This window comes from Spongiimicrobium sp. 3-5 (assembly GCF_046557915.1).
Classification (GTDB): domain Bacteria; phylum Bacteroidota; class Bacteroidia; order Flavobacteriales; family Flavobacteriaceae; genus JBHEBG01.
The window spans coordinates 1000196-1017352 of the sequence record NZ_JBHEBG010000001.1; the positions used below are offsets into that span (position 1 = coordinate 1000196).

At 40.7% G+C, this 17157-nt stretch carries 13 protein-coding genes; 5 read left to right on the forward strand and 8 right to left on the reverse strand.

All coding sequences use genetic code 11. The features are described 5' to 3' along the window. Positions 1-44: 44 nt before the first annotated feature. The gene (locus ACEQ81_RS04510) at positions 45-1730 is read right to left on the reverse strand and encodes a DUF1501 domain-containing protein (RefSeq protein WP_411029654.1); all 1686 of its coding nucleotides are present in this window, start codon (positions 1728-1730) and stop codon (positions 45-47) included. 11 nt (positions 1731-1741) lie between these two features. Next, complete coding sequence (locus ACEQ81_RS04515) at positions 1742-3250, reverse strand: DUF1800 family protein (RefSeq protein WP_411029655.1); 1509 nt, start codon at positions 3248-3250, stop codon at positions 1742-1744. 191 nt (positions 3251-3441) lie between these two features. Here ACEQ81_RS04515 and ACEQ81_RS04520 point away from each other — a divergent pair, with 191 nt between their 5' ends. Beyond that, complete coding sequence (locus tag ACEQ81_RS04520) at positions 3442-3801, forward strand: YraN family protein (RefSeq protein WP_411029656.1); 360 nt, start codon at positions 3442-3444, stop codon at positions 3799-3801. A 56-nt stretch (positions 3802-3857) separates the two neighbouring features. After that, complete coding sequence (locus ACEQ81_RS04525) at positions 3858-4517, forward strand: aspartate kinase (RefSeq protein ID WP_411029657.1); 660 nt, start codon at positions 3858-3860, stop codon at positions 4515-4517. Here ACEQ81_RS04525 and ACEQ81_RS04530 read toward each other — a convergent pair. The 5 genes from ACEQ81_RS04530 to ACEQ81_RS04550 all read right to left on the reverse strand — a co-directional run bounded on the left by ACEQ81_RS04530 (position 4514) and on the right by ACEQ81_RS04550 (position 13630). Then, the gene (locus tag ACEQ81_RS04530) at positions 4514-5845 is read right to left on the reverse strand and encodes a TlpA family protein disulfide reductase (protein ID WP_411029658.1); all 1332 of its coding nucleotides are present in this window, start codon (positions 5843-5845) and stop codon (positions 4514-4516) included. The two genes, ACEQ81_RS04525 and ACEQ81_RS04530, sit on opposite strands and share 4 nt — an antisense overlap. 60 nt (positions 5846-5905) lie before the next feature. Next, entirely contained in the window at positions 5906-9271 is a 3366-nt protein-coding gene (gene mfd, locus ACEQ81_RS04535) for a transcription-repair coupling factor (protein WP_411029659.1), read from the reverse strand. Positions 9272-9342: 71 nt separating this feature from the next. Then, positions 9343-10485 (reverse strand): aminotransferase class V-fold PLP-dependent enzyme, encoded by a 1143-nt coding sequence (locus ACEQ81_RS04540; RefSeq protein WP_411029660.1) that lies wholly within the window; start codon positions 10483-10485, stop codon positions 9343-9345. A 9-nt stretch (positions 10486-10494) separates the two neighbouring features. Beyond that, the gene (pdeM, locus tag ACEQ81_RS04545; protein WP_411029661.1) at positions 10495-11133 is read right to left on the reverse strand and encodes a ligase-associated DNA damage response endonuclease PdeM; all 639 of its coding nucleotides are present in this window, start codon (positions 11131-11133) and stop codon (positions 10495-10497) included. A 31-nt stretch (positions 11134-11164) separates the two neighbouring features. After that, the gene (locus tag ACEQ81_RS04550) at positions 11165-13630 is read right to left on the reverse strand and encodes a ligase-associated DNA damage response DEXH box helicase (protein WP_411029662.1); all 2466 of its coding nucleotides are present in this window, start codon (positions 13628-13630) and stop codon (positions 11165-11167) included. A 202-nt stretch (positions 13631-13832) separates the two neighbouring features. Between ACEQ81_RS04550 and ACEQ81_RS04555 the strand changes: the two genes are divergently transcribed. Further along, positions 13833-14270: a TerB family tellurite resistance protein gene (locus ACEQ81_RS04555; RefSeq protein WP_411029663.1), complete on the forward strand. Its 438-nt coding sequence runs from the start codon at positions 13833-13835 to the stop codon at positions 14268-14270. 8 nt (positions 14271-14278) lie between these two features. Here the strand turns inward: ACEQ81_RS04555 and fbp are convergent, their stop codons facing one another. Next, positions 14279-15286 carry a class 1 fructose-bisphosphatase gene (gene fbp, locus ACEQ81_RS04560; RefSeq protein ID WP_411029664.1) on the reverse strand — a complete coding sequence of 336 codons (1008 nt, stop codon included), beginning with the start codon at positions 15284-15286 and terminating at the stop codon, positions 14279-14281. Between the two features lie 114 nt (positions 15287-15400). Here fbp and ACEQ81_RS04565 point away from each other — a divergent pair, with 114 nt between their 5' ends. After that, positions 15401-15880, forward strand: coding sequence for a GNAT family N-acetyltransferase (locus ACEQ81_RS04565; RefSeq protein WP_411029665.1), 480 nt, complete (start codon positions 15401-15403; stop codon positions 15878-15880). Continuing rightward, positions 15877-17130 carry an aspartate kinase gene (locus tag ACEQ81_RS04570; protein ID WP_411029666.1) on the forward strand — a complete coding sequence of 418 codons (1254 nt, stop codon included), beginning with the start codon at positions 15877-15879 and terminating at the stop codon, positions 17128-17130. Before ACEQ81_RS04565 ends, ACEQ81_RS04570 begins: the two co-directional genes overlap by 4 nt. The last annotated feature ends 27 nt before the right edge of the window (positions 17131-17157 follow it).

A 17157-nucleotide genomic window follows, 5' to 3' on the forward strand; every position in this document is an offset into this window, starting at 1 on the left:
AAAATCAATACTTCCGAAGGTTAAGTTGCATAGTGGGGTATAAATTAAGCAACCATTACCGATTTGCTCATTTTTTGATCTTGAACTTGAATTCGGTATATATATTTCCCCGTCGATAATTGGGTAGACATACGTTCCCTAATATTGATTTCCGTGGAACCTTCTAGCATCATTTCATTAAATACGGTACCCAGATTTTGCCCAAGGATATTGAACAATTGAATATCTACATGAGCGCTAAATGGCATTTCCAAGTAAATATGTGGTGTTTCCTTGGTAGGATAAAAAGGCTTATGAACTATAGCCTCTAACAACTCCGGATTTGCTTCCGGATCTCCTGGTGTAGGCAATGTAGGCTCCCCATCGCTATAAACGATATCTGGGAAATCTACACCGCTACAGTTAAACCCTAGGTTTACGGGGGCATAAGTATGATTAAGTAAATGTTGTTCTACTAATGGGATAGGGACACATAACCATTCTGCCATTACTGTGGCATAAAGGTCTCTAAAGTCCATTGTATATTCCAAATTTCCTCTTCCATTGGGGCTATCCAACGATGGATGATCGCCTACAAAAGCGCTTCCATTTAGACCAGACCCAAAGAAAAGGGTAGGGGCCGCCTTACCGTGGTCGGTACCGTTGGAACCATTTTCGAAGATTCGTCTACCAAATTCAGAAAAAGTCATGCTCAACACTTTTTCATCCTGATCGGTAAAGGCCAAATCCTCATAGAAATTATTTACGGCAACGGATAAATTGGTCATAAGACGTTCATGGGCCAATGGTTGATTACCGTGGGTATCAAAACCTCCCATGGATATCATATAAACCTTGGTTCCCAAGTTACCTTTTATCAATCTGGCCAAAAGGGCCAATTGTCTGGCAAAACCATTTTCCTGATACTCTACTTGGTTCTGTCCGTTTACATATGCCTGATGTATCTTACCGGCATATTCGTAGGTTGTATTGGCCACACCTCTTAAGAACTTTAGTTGGTCGCCATACATACATCCATTGAAAAGGGCGTCGTCCAAACCATATACCACACCATCTTCGGCTATTTGCTGTAATTGGTCAACATTATTGGTGACAAAGGCATAATTGGTCTCTTCTCCTTGAAAGACCAAACTTCCAAAGCTTCCTATTTGAATTGCCGCCGGCGCTGGGGGCGGACTTAACAGATAATCCGGGAAACACTGCTCAAAGTGTCTACCCATCCAACCCGTGTCCAAGCCTCTTTCGGCGGTAGTTGTTAAGTCTGTATTTGCAAAAATATCAGATCCTGTAAAATGGGATAAACTTTGGCCTTCATAACCAACACCGTGCACTGCCTTAAACTGCCCTTCGCCCCACATGGGTTCTACTGGGGACATATAGGAAGGTACACCGTATTCATCGGTAAGTTTTAACACTTTACTTTCTGGAATGTAAATATTTGGCCTGGCATTTCTGTAGGCGTCGTATTGTTCCATTGGAATAACGGTACTGAGACCGTCGTTACCGCCCGATAGGCGTATTAAGATCAGAATATTATCGGTTTCGGCACCTGCAATTGCAGCGGTCAACGGAGACGGGGCAGATGCGGTAAGCATATTACTGCCCAGCATCATTGAGCCAGAACCCGCGATTCCCAAAGCCTGTAAGAAGGAACGTCTGCTCCAATATTTATGCTCCTGATCGTGATCGTCGTTATTGTGATTATTGGGGATATGATGATTGTTACACATAATAGTAGGTTTTATTTTAGTTGAAACTCAGGTTGTCTGGCAATATGCTGTATCAGAAGGTATACTTGTAATGGTACTTCCGCACTCATATCTAGCATCCATAAAGATTGTCCTCCCGGAATATAATCGGGGCTGTAGTACTCCTGTACAACTCCTTCTACCTCTGCAAAGGCAGAAAGTGCATTGCCATATTCATCGTCCAAAATTCCTTTTGGAAGTAGTTTGTTCACAATAGCCCGGGTAACTATATCCGGATTACTTGTACCGCTATTGGCCGGACCTACCGCATCCATGGCGAAAGTCCTGAACTGTTCCTGGTTGTTTTGATAAAAACCTTCCAATATAATTTCGATAGAAAGCCACCTACCTATAATAAAGTTGGTGTTTATCCAACTTCTGTCTCTTTGCCAACCGGCCACGTCTACGGGGTCAAAAAGATTCTGACTCAATAGTCTACTGGCATCTATGGCGTTTACAACGAAGCTATCGTCGTAAGCAAAGTTTGTTTCTTTTACTACGTTCAAATAAAAATCGAACGGGCTCTTAATAATTACTCCTATGGCCTCATCGTCAAAAAAGTGTTGACTCTTGAACAACTGGCTCAATACAGGGGCAATTTCAAAATTATTGGCAACAAAAGTATTTGCCAATTGTTGAATGATCACTTGGGCGTTGCCCGCATCATCCGTAGAATCGGGGTGCACAAAAAACTCATATAGTTTCTTGCATATAAACCCGCCTATTTCATACGGGCGTTCTTCAAACAAAATATCAATGACATCGTCATAACCCCAGTTGCCGGTCCTACCTAATATGGTTTTTGGACCTGCATCAAATGCGGTAGCGTCAAAAGTTACGGGGGTACAATCTACATCACCTCTATTTACATAACCAGATAGCGCCTTGGCGGTCTCAATGATATCTTCTTCGGTATAGTTGTTACCTTCGCCCAAGGTAAAAAGCTCATAGAGCTCACGGGCGTAGTTTTCATTGGGGTTGCTACCATTATTATAAGCGCCATCCAAATAAAAGAGCATGGCGTTGGTAAGTCCCATTTCACTGATAAAGGTCTTAAAATTGCCTATGGCGTTTCGCTGAAGGCAATCCGTATAGTAATAAAGGAATGAATTACAGTTATAGACATCTGTTTCAGTTACTAAATGATTACTCCAGAAAAAGCTAAGCCTTTCTCGTAGGTTGTTGTTTAACAAAGCATTGGTATAGCTTATTTTCCATTCCTCGAGCTGGTCATTTCTCAACTGTCTTGCGGCATCTTCGTCCGCAGGGTAGTTGGCTGCTGTCCAATCTGCCCAAGCGGGGGCAGGAAGCACGGGTAAAGTTAAAGCTTCATTGATCAAGGTATCCACCAAGGCGTCGGCCGTTTGGCCGATAGCAGCATTAATGGTCTGCACAGATGCACTGAAACCTAACCTCCTATACAAATGCGCCGCTTTCTCCGCATCTAACGGAACGGTATATGGCGCTAGGGTAGAGGTATTGCAATTAATGAAAAATTCCATAGTTTTTGGGGCATTAATAAGTTCATAGCTTTGGGGGCTACATTAAAACGCTCGAATACGTGGTATAGTATGGAAGACCATGTATTTTCACATTCGTTACGGCCAATTTACGATGTTGTGTTTGATTCAGACGATGAAATGTTAATTTATTCGATGAACTGCAGGTTTTTTTAAATATTTGCTGAATATTCATGGGAAAACACAACGAATTTGGAAGAAAAGGGGAGGATTTAGCGGCCGAATATCTTGTAAAACAAGGGTATAAGATTAAATATCGAAACTACAGATATCTGAAAGCGGAAATCGATATTATAGCTCAAAAAGAAGAAATTTTAGCCATAATTGAGGTGAAATCCAGAAGCTCCGACTATTTTGAAAATGTAGCCGATACCGTAACCGAAAAAAAAATTAAATTATTACTTACGGCAGCGGATCATTATGTAATAAATCAGGATCTGGACGTGGAAGTACGCTTTGATATAATTACCGTCCTTAAAAATAAAAATGGATTTGAAATTGAGCACTTAAAAAATGCTTTTTATCATTTCTAAAAATTTGTTTTATTTGTAACAATTTGTTATTTTTGCTTCAACAAGCCCTTTGTACAATGAAAACAATATCCTCTGTTGTAGAACAATACATTAAAAAGAAACCTTTTTTGCAAAGTGCCCTGGCGCAGGGCATTATTAACCTAACATCTTTATCTAGGATCGTTAGACCCGAAATTGAGGAAGAACTTGGAAAAGACATCAGAAATGGTGCTATTGTTATGTCCTTAAAACGGCTGTCGGATGATTTGGAGTTTAGGGCTACCCATAAAATTATAAAAGTCCTCAAAAATATTGGGGAGATAACGGTACGTTCTTCGCTAACCGATTATACTTTTTTGGCTTCCGACTCCATCTTGGGCGAGCAAGCCAAACTTTTGGAGGAAATAAATGCCAACCAAGATGTGTTCTATACATCATCGCGTGGCGTAAATGAAATAAACATAGTGATCAGCAATAGTTTGGACAGTATTGTTGAGGAACTTTTTAGAGGGGAAAAATGCACCCAAAAAGCGGAAAACCTGTCGTCTATCACCGTAAAATTACCTGCGGAAAATGTCTCGGTCCCTGGAATATATTATTTTATATTTCAACGTTTGGCTTGGGAAGGCATTGTACTTTATGAGGTTATTTCTACAACCAATGAATTTACCATATTGGTCAATGATGAACAGGTAGATATTGCATTTAAGACCATTAAGGATCTAAAAATGCTCTAGTGCCCTTCCAAAAAAGAAAGCACCTCATCATAGCTGCTGGGTTTGCCTAATATTTCCTTATCCTTATCCAAGATAAAGTAGGTAGGTGTTTGTTGAATTCCGTACAATTTGGCATACTCACTGTCCCATTTGCCCAACGCAAGGGCATGTTCAAAACCGGAGAGTCTCTCTTTTTCCAATTTCCATGTCACCTCATCGTCTTCCAAAGCAATTGCCAAGACCTTGGATCTATTATTGTCCGCCAAGCCCTGTTGAAGTTTTGGTAGCTCGTTAAGGCAGTGGGAGCACGTACTGCTCCAAAAAACCAGAACGTAGTATTCTGCCCCTTTTAGCTCGCTTAACTTTTTGGTTTTACCGGTATTTTCCCAAACCACTTCTGGGGCCCGCGACCCTCTGCGGGTTCTGTTATGCAATGTTATCTGATCGATCAATGCTGTATTGTCCATCTTGCTTGCCAAGTCCTTTAAATGTGAATGGTATAGCAAATCTGCGGTGGAGTTATAACCGTTGGCAGTACTTTGTTGCCACAATTTGTAGTACAGATCAAGGATGTATTTCTCATCAACGCCCTGTAGTTGGTTTGCCACTTCGTCAATATTATTTTGCATTTCCCTTTCCTGCGCTGTCTTCGATAATTGTCCTAGCGGAAGTGCGGTAAATACATAATTGGCTACTTTTTCATTTAGAAAACCGGAGGCCAAGAGCACAGGGTCCTGAAAATCCAAATTGTCGAAATAATGTTCTTTGCGCTGTTTCACATAAGTTTCTATGGCTCCCAAATTTTTGGGCAAATATGTTTTGTTGGCTTTAATAAAATGATGGCAAAGCAGTCCTAGTGATTTTTCCTCATAGCTACTTTGAATATCACCCAGATTATTTACCAACAACAAAAATTCTTCTTCTTTGTTTTTTCTGGCCCGATAAAAGTTGACCACTTTCCTTTCCGCATCTTGTACTTCCCAAAAATAATCTTTGAGGGTGGTGTTTTCTTCCGAAGCTAAAAAGGTTAGTCCAGCTTGTTCACTAAATGTAAATGTGGTGTCCTCCTTGCCGTTATAAAGAATGTCAAAATAAAATTCATCTTGCGGCACGGCATACACCAATCTGTACGTCCCCGGCAAGGCGTTTTCTGGTAGTTGCATCGTAAACTCGCCTTTTTTTATAGCTGTGTCCGCTACGTAAGTTTGGGAGCCAGGAGTTAGTCTGTATGCAATTAACCAGGTATAGTCCCCTGCTGGTGAAAAAGTTCCTTTTATAGTCTGTTGTGCTTGTAGCGAAAGGGTAAATAAGAAAACCATCACCCCTGTTATCATTCTGTACTTTGTCATACCATTATCAATTCAAAAACCGCACCAAAATAATCGTTTTTACCGATTAAAAAAGGTGTTCTACGAAACGACCTCATTTTCGCGAACAAATGGGTTTAAAACGCTCAAGGCCTTTTTTACGGAACTAACCTGTTCAAAGACCAAGATCAGTCTTAAGCCGTTCCTCGTTTGTTTTTCCTTCATTTTACAAAGGCTTGCATTGGCTTGTACAAATCCTAGCACCTTGGTAAAAGTGGCACTTTGGTAAAATTCCGATTGCTGGTCTGCCACAAAATAACCAAGTAATTTGCTTTTTTTCATTACTATTTTTTCCAGACCTATGCTGTTTGCTATCCATTTTATCCGCACCGAGTTTAAAAGATCTACTACCTGCGTTGGCAATTCACCAAATCTATCGATCAGTTCACGCTCAAACTTTTGAAGTTGAGGTTCTTCCTTTATCCCGTTTAACTGGGTATAAAGATTTAGTCGTTCTGTAATGTTATTCACATAATCGTCCGGAAAAAGCAGTTCAAAATCTGAATCTATTTGGGTGTCTTTAACAAAGGTTGTAACTGGCCCTTCAACCTCTTCGTACAATTCTTTAAACTCATTTTCCTTAAGTTCTGCTATGGCTTCGGTAAGTATTTTTTGGTAGGCATCAAATCCTATCTCATTGATAAAACCACTTTGTTCGCCTCCCAACAGATCGCCTGCGCCGCGTATTTCCAGATCTTTCATTGCTATATTGAAACCGCTTCCCAGTTCGGTAAACTGTTCCAAGGCCTGTATCCTTTTTCTGGCATCGGTGGTCATCATGTCATAGGGTGGGGTAATAAAATAGCAGAAGGCCTTTTTATTGCTTCTGCCTACGCGGCCCCGCATTTGATGCAAATCACTTAGACCAAAATTGTTGGCATTGTTAATGAAAATGGTGTTGGCATTGGTTACGTCCAAACCGCTTTCTACAATGGTTGTAGATACCAATACGTCAAATTCACCGTTCATAAAGGCCAGCATCAATTGCTCCAATTTTTTGCCTTCCATTTGGCCATGGCCTATTCCAATTTTAGCATCGGGTACCAAACGTTGCACCATTCCGGCAACTTCGGTAATGTTCTCTATTCTATTATGTATAAAAAACACCTGTCCGCCCCTTTGGATCTCATAGGTTATGGCATCCCGGATTATTTCTTCGTTAAAACGGGTAACCCTACTTTCTATAGGGTAACGATTGGGAGGTGGCGTGTTTATAACAGATAGGTCCCTAGCGGCCATAAGACTAAATTGTAGGGTACGAGGAATAGGGGTGGCGGTAAGGGTAAGGACATCCACATTTTCTTTGATCGATTTTAGTTTGTCTTTAACGGCAACACCAAATTTTTGTTCCTCATCCACAATAAGTAACCCCAAATCTTTAAATTTTACATTTTTGTTCACCAACTGATGTGTTCCAATAATGATATCGACCTTTCCTGAAGCCAAATTCTCCAAGGTTTCCCTACGTTCTTTTGTGGTTCGGAACCGGTTTAGGTAATCTACCGTTATGGGCATATCCTTAAGTCTTTCCTTAAAGGTTCTGTTATGCTGAAAGGCCAAAATTGTTGTAGGCACCAAAACGGCTACCTGTTTACCGTTGTCCACTGCTTTAAACGCAGCACGGATTGCCACTTCGGTCTTTCCAAAACCAACGTCCCCGCAGATTAGGCGGTCCATGGGCCGTTCACTTTCCATGTCTTGCTTAATGTCCTCGGTGGCTTTTGTCTGGTCTGGAGTATCCTCATAGAGGAAAGAAGCTTCCAGCTCGTGCTGCAGGTAACTATCGGGATTGTATTGAAAGCCTTTTTCCAACCTTCGCTTGGCATAGACTTTTATAAGATCGAAAGCAATTTTCTTTACCCTGGATTTGGTCTTCTGTTTTAACTTTTTCCAAGCGGCCGATCCCAGCTTATAAATTTTGGGTACGGCACCGTCCTTTCCGTTGAATTTAGAAATTTTATGAAGGGAGTGTATGCTTACATAAAGAATATCTCGCTCGCCATACATTAATTTTATGGCCTCTTGTTTTTTGCCTTCGACATCTATTTTTTGAAGTCCACCAAATTTACCGATACCGTGGTCTATATGGGTAACGTAGTCACCAATTTCCAACTTGTTCAGTTCTTTAAGGGTAATGGCCTGCTTTTTAGCGTATCCGTTTTTGAGATGAAACTTAAGGTAACGCTCAAAAATTTGATGATCTGTGTAGCACACGATTTTAAGGGTATCATCTATAAACCCTTGATATAGTGGAAATACCAAGGTTTTATAATGTACTTCTTGCGCTACTTCCTCAAAAATGTCATGAAAACGTTTGGCTTGTTGTTCCGTTGCACAAAAGATATAATTGGTGAAGTTTTGGTTGTGATTTTCATTTAGATTGTTGATCAGCAAATTGAACTTCTTATTGAAAGAAGGCTGCGGCTTTGTACGAAATGTTATGGTATCGGATTTTTCCTGGCCCTCATCAAAATTGTTTTCCAAGGATACCAAACCAAAATCTTGTAGTTGGGTTTTTAATAGTTCCGAATTGACAAAAAGTTCTCCAGGGGTTGCGTGTTTAATCTCTTTGGAAAGTTTATCGAACGCTATATGTGCCTTTTCAAAGAACGAATCCAGTCTATCGTAGAGCAGACCAAGGTTTTTAGCAAAGACAAGCGTATTGGGCGAAATGTATTTTAGAAAGCTTTCCCGGGTTTCTTTTAGAAATTTATTTTCCACATTGGGGATAATGCCAATTTTTTTCACCCTGGATGTGGACAATTGTGTTTCCACGTCGAAGGTACGGATGCTATCTACCTCGTCTCCAAAAAACTCTACCCGATAGGGCTCGTTATGTGAAAAAGAGAAAACGTCCACGATACCGCCGCGAACGGAAAATTCTCCAGGTTCGGTAACAAAATCTACTCGCTTAAATTGGTATTCGAATAAAACCTCGTTCAAAAAATCCAAGCTCAAAGTATCATTAAGCTTAATTTTTAAAGTGTTGCTGTTCAATTCCTTTCGGGTAACCACCTTTTCGAAAAGAGCATCCGGATAGGTTACAATTACTGCGGGTCTCTTTTTGGAGTTGATGCGGTTAAGTACTTCGGCCCGCAGCAGCACATTGGCGTTATCGGTTTCTTCAATTTGATAGGGTCTACGATAACTCCCAGGGTAAAAGAGTACGTCCCTTTCGCCTAGTAATTGCTCTAGGTCATTTAAGTGATAGGCCGCTTCTTCCTTATCGTTTAAGACTACCAAAAAAGGGGCTTCCATTGCCTTAAAGGCATCGGCAATAACAAAGGAAATTGCAGAACCGGTTAACCCTTTTAAATTGATGTGTTTTTGATTTTGGGCAAGGGATTCCCTCAGTTTCTGCTGTTGCGGAGACTTTGAGAACAGTTGTAGAAGGGTAGACTGGGTCAACCGTTAAAATTTGTGCAAATATAAACACTCTTGCTTACTAACAAAAGGAACCTTGCCGGTTGATCACAAGTTTAAAAACAAGCTAACAATTTATTAAAGTCTTCTTCAGAATTGTATACGTTACAAGAGACCCGTATTGCTTGGCCTCGATAGGAAACGTAAATGTTCTGATCTAACAACCGTTGTTTAATTGTCTCTAGGTCCATAGTGTCTGGTAGGTACACTCCAAAAAGGTGGTTGGCCCTGGACGATTCTTCCTCTACAAAACAATTCTTGGTCCTCAGTTGGGTAATGGCCTTTGTTGATATGGAGGCACAGTAATCTTGTATGTTGGCAGGCTTCCATTCCAATAACTGCTCTATAGATCTTATGAGCATGGGAACGGTAATAAAATTACTGGATTCCCCCATGGAGTATCTACCCGCCTTTGGTTGAAATTGATCTTGGTAACTGGTCAACTCCGAAAAATTTTCGCTATACAAACGGTTCATCCAACTATCTTCAATAGGGTTGCCTTCATTAAAGCGATCGCTGTAATAGGCCACGCCAAGTGAATAAGGCCCTAACAACCATTTGTAACCTCCACAAACCAGAACATCTGGCTCATACTCTTTTACAGAGAAGGGGAGTGCACCTACACTTTGGGTGCCATCGATTACCAGAAGGGCATCTACTTTTTTTGTTTTTTCGCGGATGTTTTTTAAATCAAAAAGAGAACCATCTGCCCAGTGTATATGGGGCATGGCCACAACGGCTGTCTTTTGGGTAATGGCATCTAAAATTAGCCGGTTCCAGTTTTTTGTACGGTCTTTAAAGGATTGGGGTGGCGCAATGACGTTGATCCGGGCGCCATACTTCTCCGCAGCTCTTTGCCAGGAATAAACGTTACTTGGAAACTGTTCATCTACCAATATAATTTCGTCACCGGGATTTAATTTTACATTATTGGCCGCGGTGGCAATACCGTAAGAAACGGAAGGAATTACGGCTACATTCCTGTAATCCGCAATATCCGTCAACTCTGAAAATCGCTGTTTTAGTATCTCTTGTTTGCTAAAGAAATCTGTTGCGCCAATGGTATAAGGTTCGTTTTTTCGTTTTAGGTTCTCTATCCCTATCGTTTCCACGGTTTTCAACTGTGGGGCCATGTAAGCGCCATTTAAATAGGTTGCTTTATTGGAAATACTGAAAAGATGCTTCTGGTTTGTTAACATAGAATAGCTTTAATCTGACACTAAAATTACCTCATTTTTTGTAATGGCGTATACTTTGTTTTTCTTATTGGGTTTAAGCACATGGTTTCCGGTAAATTCGCCAAAAGCGGGAAGAATAAGTTGTTGTGGACTTTTAAAAAAGCAAGCAAGTTTTAAAGACTGTCTGCCAGATCCTTTGAGTCTGACCGCCGGATGAATATGTCCGGAAAAATTGTAAAGTCCTTCCCGTGTTTCCGGATGGTGGGTCAATAAAAAAAGGTCCAATACCAATTGTTCTAGCACGGTTATGCCCAATGCCTCGTACCTTAGGGGAGAGATTATATCATGGTTGCCCGATACCAACGTAATATGGGCTTGGGTCTTGGCTACCCATGCCTCAAACAAATGCCACTCCTTATTCATGGCGGAATGGAACAGATCGCCCATAAAACAGATTGCCTTTGGATTAAAATAGGTGGCTACCTCATCCAACAGTTCAAAGTTTTTTAGGATGGCTTTACCCGGGACTGCTGATCCGTACTTTCTAAAGTGCGATATTTTCCCAAGATGAACATCACTGATCAATAACATGGATTTTTCTTGCCAGTATAGGGCTCCCGTTGGATGCAGTATAAAGTTTTGATTTTGTATCTCAATAGTCTGGGTCATGCTTCAAAATTAGGAAAAGTTAAAGACCCGATTATTTTTTAGTTAGGAGCGCGGTCATTCTTCTAATTCTATCGGCCAGTTTTTCACTCGATAGCTTTTCGCGTAGTCGATCGGTAATGATTGGAAATGAAAAGGGCGTGGGGTTTTCACAGGCTTTCCATACAATCTCTTGTTGGTTTATCCTTTCTAAAGCCATCCTTAACCTACCCTCCTCCAATTGATGCTCAAAAGTTTCCGTAAAGGCCTGTCGGTACAACAAATTATCGGGTTCGTAATCTTTGAAAACCTCAAATAAGAGTTGTGAGCTACTTTGTAGGTGTTTCATTTTAACCCCTTTGTCCGGATAACCGGTAAACACCATACCACTGATAACAGCAATGTCCCGGAATTTCCTTCGTGCCATTTCCGTGGCGTTTAAGCTTTTTTGAAGGTCGTCCAATAAATAATCGTTGGTAAAAAGATCATTGTCCAGTACCTGCTGCATATCAATTTCTTGATCGGACAGAAGTTCAAACCCGTAATCATTGAAGGCCAGGGAAAAAGTAATCGGGGCCAAGAGGCTTATACGGTAACCCAATAGGCTTCCCATGGCCTCATGTACAAACCTACCTTCAAAGGGATAAAAAATATAGTGATATCCGTCTCTGGTCTTAAAAGACTCTATCAAGAATTCATTGGGGCGTGGTACAATGCTCTCTGCCCGTTGTTGTTCAAAAAGAGGATGAAGCGATCTTATCTCTTTGGATTGCAAACTACGGTCTTCGGAAGCCGAGTATAGCTCATTGCGCAAAAGTTCCGACATTTGTGCGGAAAGGGTAAGCCTGCCACCCATCCAACTAGGTACCTTCTTCGTTTTTTTGGAAGAATTCCGAACATGTACCTGCATGTCTTTTATTCGTATAAACTCCAAATTTCTTCCGGCAAAGGTAAACACGTCCCCTTTCGTTAATTTGGAAATAAAAAATTCTTCAATAGATCCAATATACCCCCCCTTTTGATATCTAACCGACAAATTGGCGTCGCCAACAATGGTCCCTATCTGAAAACGATGACGCATCGCAATACCCCTGTTGTTTACCTTAAATCTGCCGTCTTCGGCTACTTCTACCTTCTTATATTCATCATAGGATTGTAAACTTTGACTGCCAATTACCACAAAATTCAAAAGCCATTGCCATTGATCTAATGAAATGTCCTGAAAACAAAAAGTTTCTTTTATTTCCTTAAATAGCTGGTTGGGATAAAAACCATCCGAAATGGCAAGGGTTACCAGATATTGTACAAGCACATCAAAACTGTTGAGGTAAGGAATACGATCTTCAACAGCTTTTTGTTTTACTGCTTGTTGTAGGGCCGAGGCCTCTACTAATTCTATGGCATGGGTAGGTAAGAAGTAAATTACACTTTCCTTTCCTGGCCGGTGACCACTTCTGCCAGCACGTTGAAGAAAACGGGCTACACCCTTTGGCCCCCCAATTTGCACAACGGTTTCTACAGGGGCAAAATCCACTCCAAGGTCCAAGCTCGATGTGCAGACCACCGCTTTAAGACTTTCGTTTCTAATGGCCTGCTCTACCCAAAGTCGGGTTTCTTTATTGATACTACCGTGGTGCATTGCCATTTCTCCTGCATATTCGGGGTGTTTCTCCAAAATTTTCTGAAACCAAATTTCGCACTGGCTTCGGGTGTTTGTGAACAACAAGGTGGTTTTACTGCCATTGATTATCGGTACCACCTCTTCCAACAGGTGAAGGCCTAAATGACCCCGCCAAGGAAAGGTTTCCATTTGTTTGGGAATAATGCTTTTTACCGTAATTTTTTTGTTGAGATTAGCTTTTATAAGGGTCGAATTTTGAAGCGCATCGGAGGTAGGCCCAAGTAATACCTGCCTGGCTTGATCTAAATTTCCTATGGTCGCCGAAATGCCCCATATCCGCAAATTTTTTGAAATATTTTTTAAGCGAGACAGACCCAACTCCATCTGTACACCCCGTTTGGTGCCCAGAAGCTCGTGCCACTCGTCCACCACGATCGCGGAACAATTTTGGAACATTTTATCATAGCCTTTGGTTGCCAGTAGTAACTGCAGGCTTTCTGGGGTGGTTATCAACAGATCGGGCATTTGTTTTCTTTGTTGTGCCCGTTCCTTGGTAGACGTATCACCGGTGCGTATCCCTACAACAAGTTTGGTGCCCAGATCCAAACTAACCCTTTCTGCCGATTGCCTTATTTCTTGCGAAAGTGCCCTTAAGGGGGTAATCCATATCGCTTTTAACCCCTTTCTGTGCTTGGTTTTATAATTGGGGTTGTCCTTTATATAATTTAGAACAATGGGGAACCATAGGGCATAGGTTTTACCGCTGCCTGTAGGGGCGTTTAGCAAACCATGCTTACCCTGTAAAAAAGCTTTCCAGGTTTGTTTTTGAAAGGTAAAAGGTTTCCAACCTTGCTTAAGGAACCATTGTAGTGCTATGTCGTAAAGTTGATCCCTGTTCATAATGGAGAAATACCTTCCTTATAGCAATAAATACTTTTAAACATAAAATCTAGAAGTAGTTCCCCCATAGCAAGGTGAAGTTAACAATTTCCGATTTAATTTACTTGTTCTTGATGTCTAGTTTAGACTTAAAATAATCATCGGGTTTTAAAACTATGACCTTTAAAAAAATTATATTTGTCGTTAAATTAAACAGAACAGAATGTCTTTTAAAGATTTGTATTACCATAGTGGTCAAAGAAAGAATTTGGCCCATTTTGCCGCCCTAACATCTTTAGCCGCGGTTAACGGTGAAGTTAAACCTGAAGAATTGAAACTTTTGGACCGTTTTGCACAAAAATTGCATATTTCCGAGGAAGAGTATAAAAAAGTCATGAAAGATCCTACGCAATATGCCATAGAGCCCGAAGCAGATTCCAAAGAAAGATTAAAGCGTTTTTACGACCTTTTCAGAATTGTACATGCAGATATGGTGGTTGATGAAGGAGAACGAAATCTGATTCGAAAATATGCGATTGGAATGGGTTTTAAAAGTGAAGAGGCCGAGGTTTTGATTGAGCGGTCCATTGCTATTTTTGGGGGCAATATAGATTGGGACGATTATCTATATATGATCCAAAAAGAAAAAGAGCGAAACTAGTATTGGGTTTACCCGTTAAGGCCGATAAATTCCTCTACTTTTTCAACCATATTTCTACTACCGCAAAAGAAGGGAACCCTTTGATGGAGTTCAGTAGGCTCCAAGTCCAAAATACGTCGGTATCCGTCGCTGGCTTTACCATTGGCCTGTTCGGCTATAAGTGCCATAGGATTGCACTCGTAAAGCAACCTTAGTTTACCATTGGAAGCCATACTGCTCTTGGGATACATATAAATTCCTCCCTTTATCATATTTCTATGGAAATCCGAAACCAAGGAACCTATGTATCTAGAAGTATAAGGCCTATCTCCTTCTTCTTTTTGGCAGTATTTGATATAGTCCTTTACCCCTTGCGGAAAATGAATATAATTGCCTTCGTTTACCGAATAGATTTTACCTGTTTCCGGAAATTGCATATTGGGATGCGATAGATAGAACGTTCCCAAGGCCGGGTTAAGCGTAAACCCGTTTACACCATCCCCGGTTGTATATACCAACATGGTAGAAGTACCGTAGATAATGTAGCCCGCCGCAACTTGGTTTTTCCCAGGCTGCAAGAAATCTTCCATGGTAACGGGAGTGCCTATAGGGCTTACTCTGCGGTAAATGCTAAAGATGGTACCTACGGACACATTAACATCTATATTGGAAGAACCGTCCAAAGGATCTATCAAAACCACATATTTGTTTTGATGTTGTTCATCATTACTATTTATGGTAATGTAGTGGTCTTCCTCTTCCGAGGCTATTCCGCACACAATTTCGCGATTCTTTAGGGTCTGTATAAATTTTTCATTGGCCAACACATCCAATTTCTGTTGATCTTCGCCCTGCACGTTGGTGTCCCCGGCAGCACCCAAAATGTCGATCAACCCTGCCTTGTTCACTTCGTGGTTCACTACTTTGGCCGCTAAGCGTAGCGCGTTGATTAACTTGGACAATTCACCCGAAGAATATTGAAAGGAAGACTGATTCTCTATAATAAATTCGCCAAGGGTTCTATTTTTCTTGTCCATTTTTGGGAGCATGTTTTATTTGGGCACAAATATCGTTTTTTTTGTTAAACTATAACGATTTCGTGAATCATTAGTTTTTTAAATTTATAACTTTGTGTTTTATTTGTAACAACCATGAGCTATACAATTAGAGATGCCCGGGCAGAGGATATGCAGAGGGTGTTAAAACTAGTGCAAGAACTTGCAGAATTCGAAAAAGAGGAGAATGCCGTAGAAATAACTACGAACGACTTAATTCGGGATGGCTTCGGCCTAAAACCCTTGTTTCATTGTTTTGTTGCAGAATCTGACGGTGAAATAGTGGGTACGGCACTTATATACCCCCGCTATTCTACCTGGAAAGGCCCAATAATCCATCTAGAGGATTTAATAGTCACTAAAGAAATGCGAGGCAGCGGATTAGGCAGCGCTTTATTGACAGAAGTAATAAAGTATGGACATAATCTAGGGGTTAAGCGTATATCTTGGGAGGTGTTGGACTGGAACGAACCAGCGATTAACTTTTACGAGGCGAAAGGAGCAAGGGTATTAAGGGATTGGGATGTTGTTCATATGGATGAGGGCGGAATACAAAATTTTATAAATAATTTATGAGGGTTTTTAAATTTGGCGGGGCATCGGTGAAAGATGCCAATGGCGTAAAGAATTTAGTAAAAGTATTGCAAGAAGTGGGTCATGAGAACACTTTGTTGGTAGTTTCTGCCATGGGCAAAACCACTAACGCCATGGAAAAGATAGTTAACACCTATTTTGAGGATAACGCTGCCTGTACCGAGGTAATTAGGGAAGTAATTACATATCACAATTCTATTTTAACAGAACTATTCAGTAACAACCAGCATCCTATATTTAAACAGATCACAGATTTGTTTAACGAGGTACGAGGCTTTTTGGCGTGGAACAAATCACCTAAATACAGTTTTGTATATGATCAGGTCGTGGGTTATGGAGAATTGGTGTCTACCAATATTCTAAGTGCCTATCTTAACGACATTGGTATAAAAAACAATTGGTTAGATGTCCGTAATTTTATAAAGACAGACGATAGCTATAGGGATGCCCATGTAAATTGGGAAACTACCCAAGAACGGATTTCCAAGGATATAGATAGAAGTACCCTAAATATTACCCAAGGATTTTTAGGAAGCGATGACAACAACTTTACCACTACCTTGGGTAGGGAAGGGTCCGATTATACGGCGGCCATTTTTGCATACTGTCTAGACGCCAATTCCGTAACCATTTGGAAAGATGTACCCGGAGTGCTCAATGCGGATCCAAGGTATTTTGAAGATACACAACTTCTGAATAAAATATCGTATAGGGAGGCTATTGAGCTAGCTTTCTATGGTGCTTCGGTAATACACCCAAAGACGCTGCAACCATTGCAACGAAAAGAAATTCCATTGCAGGTGAAGTCGTTTTTAAATCCAAAGAACGCAGGTACGGTGGTGGGTAAAGGAATTGGTATAGAACCAGAAGTCCCATGTTTTATAGTGAAGAAGAACCAGGTGCTAATGAAACTATCTTCCCTGGATTTTTCCTTCATTGTGGAAAACAGCATCAGCGAACTTTTTAAAATGTTGCACGATTATAAAATGAAGGTAGATTTAATACAGAACTCCGCCATTAGTTTTTCGGTTTGTGTAGACAATAGATTTGATAGGTTGCAAGGGTTGTTAGATGAGTTAAAAGGCAGATTTAAAGTAGTTTGCCATGAAAATGTTTCGTTGTATACCATTAGACACTTTAATTCAGCGGCAATAGCCTCCTTGCAAAATGGACGAGAAATTTTGTTGGAACAACGGGGAAAAGAAACCGTTCAATTAGTAGTAAAACAATAAAATTCCATTTCATATCCAACGGTTAAG

Bases quoted from the DNA above. Each gene is read 5' to 3' on its own strand.
- ACEQ81_RS04510 (WP_411029654.1), bottom strand. From the start codon at position 1,730: ATGTGTAACAATCATCATATCCCCAATAATCACAATAACGACGATCAC.
- ACEQ81_RS04515 (WP_411029655.1), bottom strand. From the start codon at position 3,250: ATGGAATTTTTCATTAATTGCAATACCTCTACCCTAGCGCCATATACC.
- ACEQ81_RS04520 (WP_411029656.1), top strand. From the start codon at position 3,442: ATGGGAAAACACAACGAATTTGGAAGAAAAGGGGAGGATTTAGCGGCC.
- ACEQ81_RS04525 (WP_411029657.1), top strand. From the start codon at position 3,858: ATGAAAACAATATCCTCTGTTGTAGAACAATACATTAAAAAGAAACCT.
- ACEQ81_RS04530 (WP_411029658.1), bottom strand. From the start codon at position 5,845: ATGACAAAGTACAGAATGATAACAGGGGTGATGGTTTTCTTATTTACC.
- ACEQ81_RS04540 (WP_411029660.1), bottom strand. From the start codon at position 10,485: ATGTTAACAAACCAGAAGCATCTTTTCAGTATTTCCAATAAAGCAACC.
- pdeM (WP_411029661.1), bottom strand. From the start codon at position 11,133: ATGACCCAGACTATTGAGATACAAAATCAAAACTTTATACTGCATCCA.
- ACEQ81_RS04550 (WP_411029662.1), bottom strand. From the start codon at position 13,630: ATGAACAGGGATCAACTTTACGACATAGCACTACAATGGTTCCTTAAG.
- ACEQ81_RS04555 (WP_411029663.1), top strand. From the start codon at position 13,833: ATGTCTTTTAAAGATTTGTATTACCATAGTGGTCAAAGAAAGAATTTG.
- fbp (WP_411029664.1), bottom strand. From the start codon at position 15,286: ATGGACAAGAAAAATAGAACCCTTGGCGAATTTATTATAGAGAATCAG.
- ACEQ81_RS04565 (WP_411029665.1), top strand. From the start codon at position 15,401: ATGAGCTATACAATTAGAGATGCCCGGGCAGAGGATATGCAGAGGGTG.
- ACEQ81_RS04570 (WP_411029666.1), top strand. From the start codon at position 15,877: ATGAGGGTTTTTAAATTTGGCGGGGCATCGGTGAAAGATGCCAATGGC.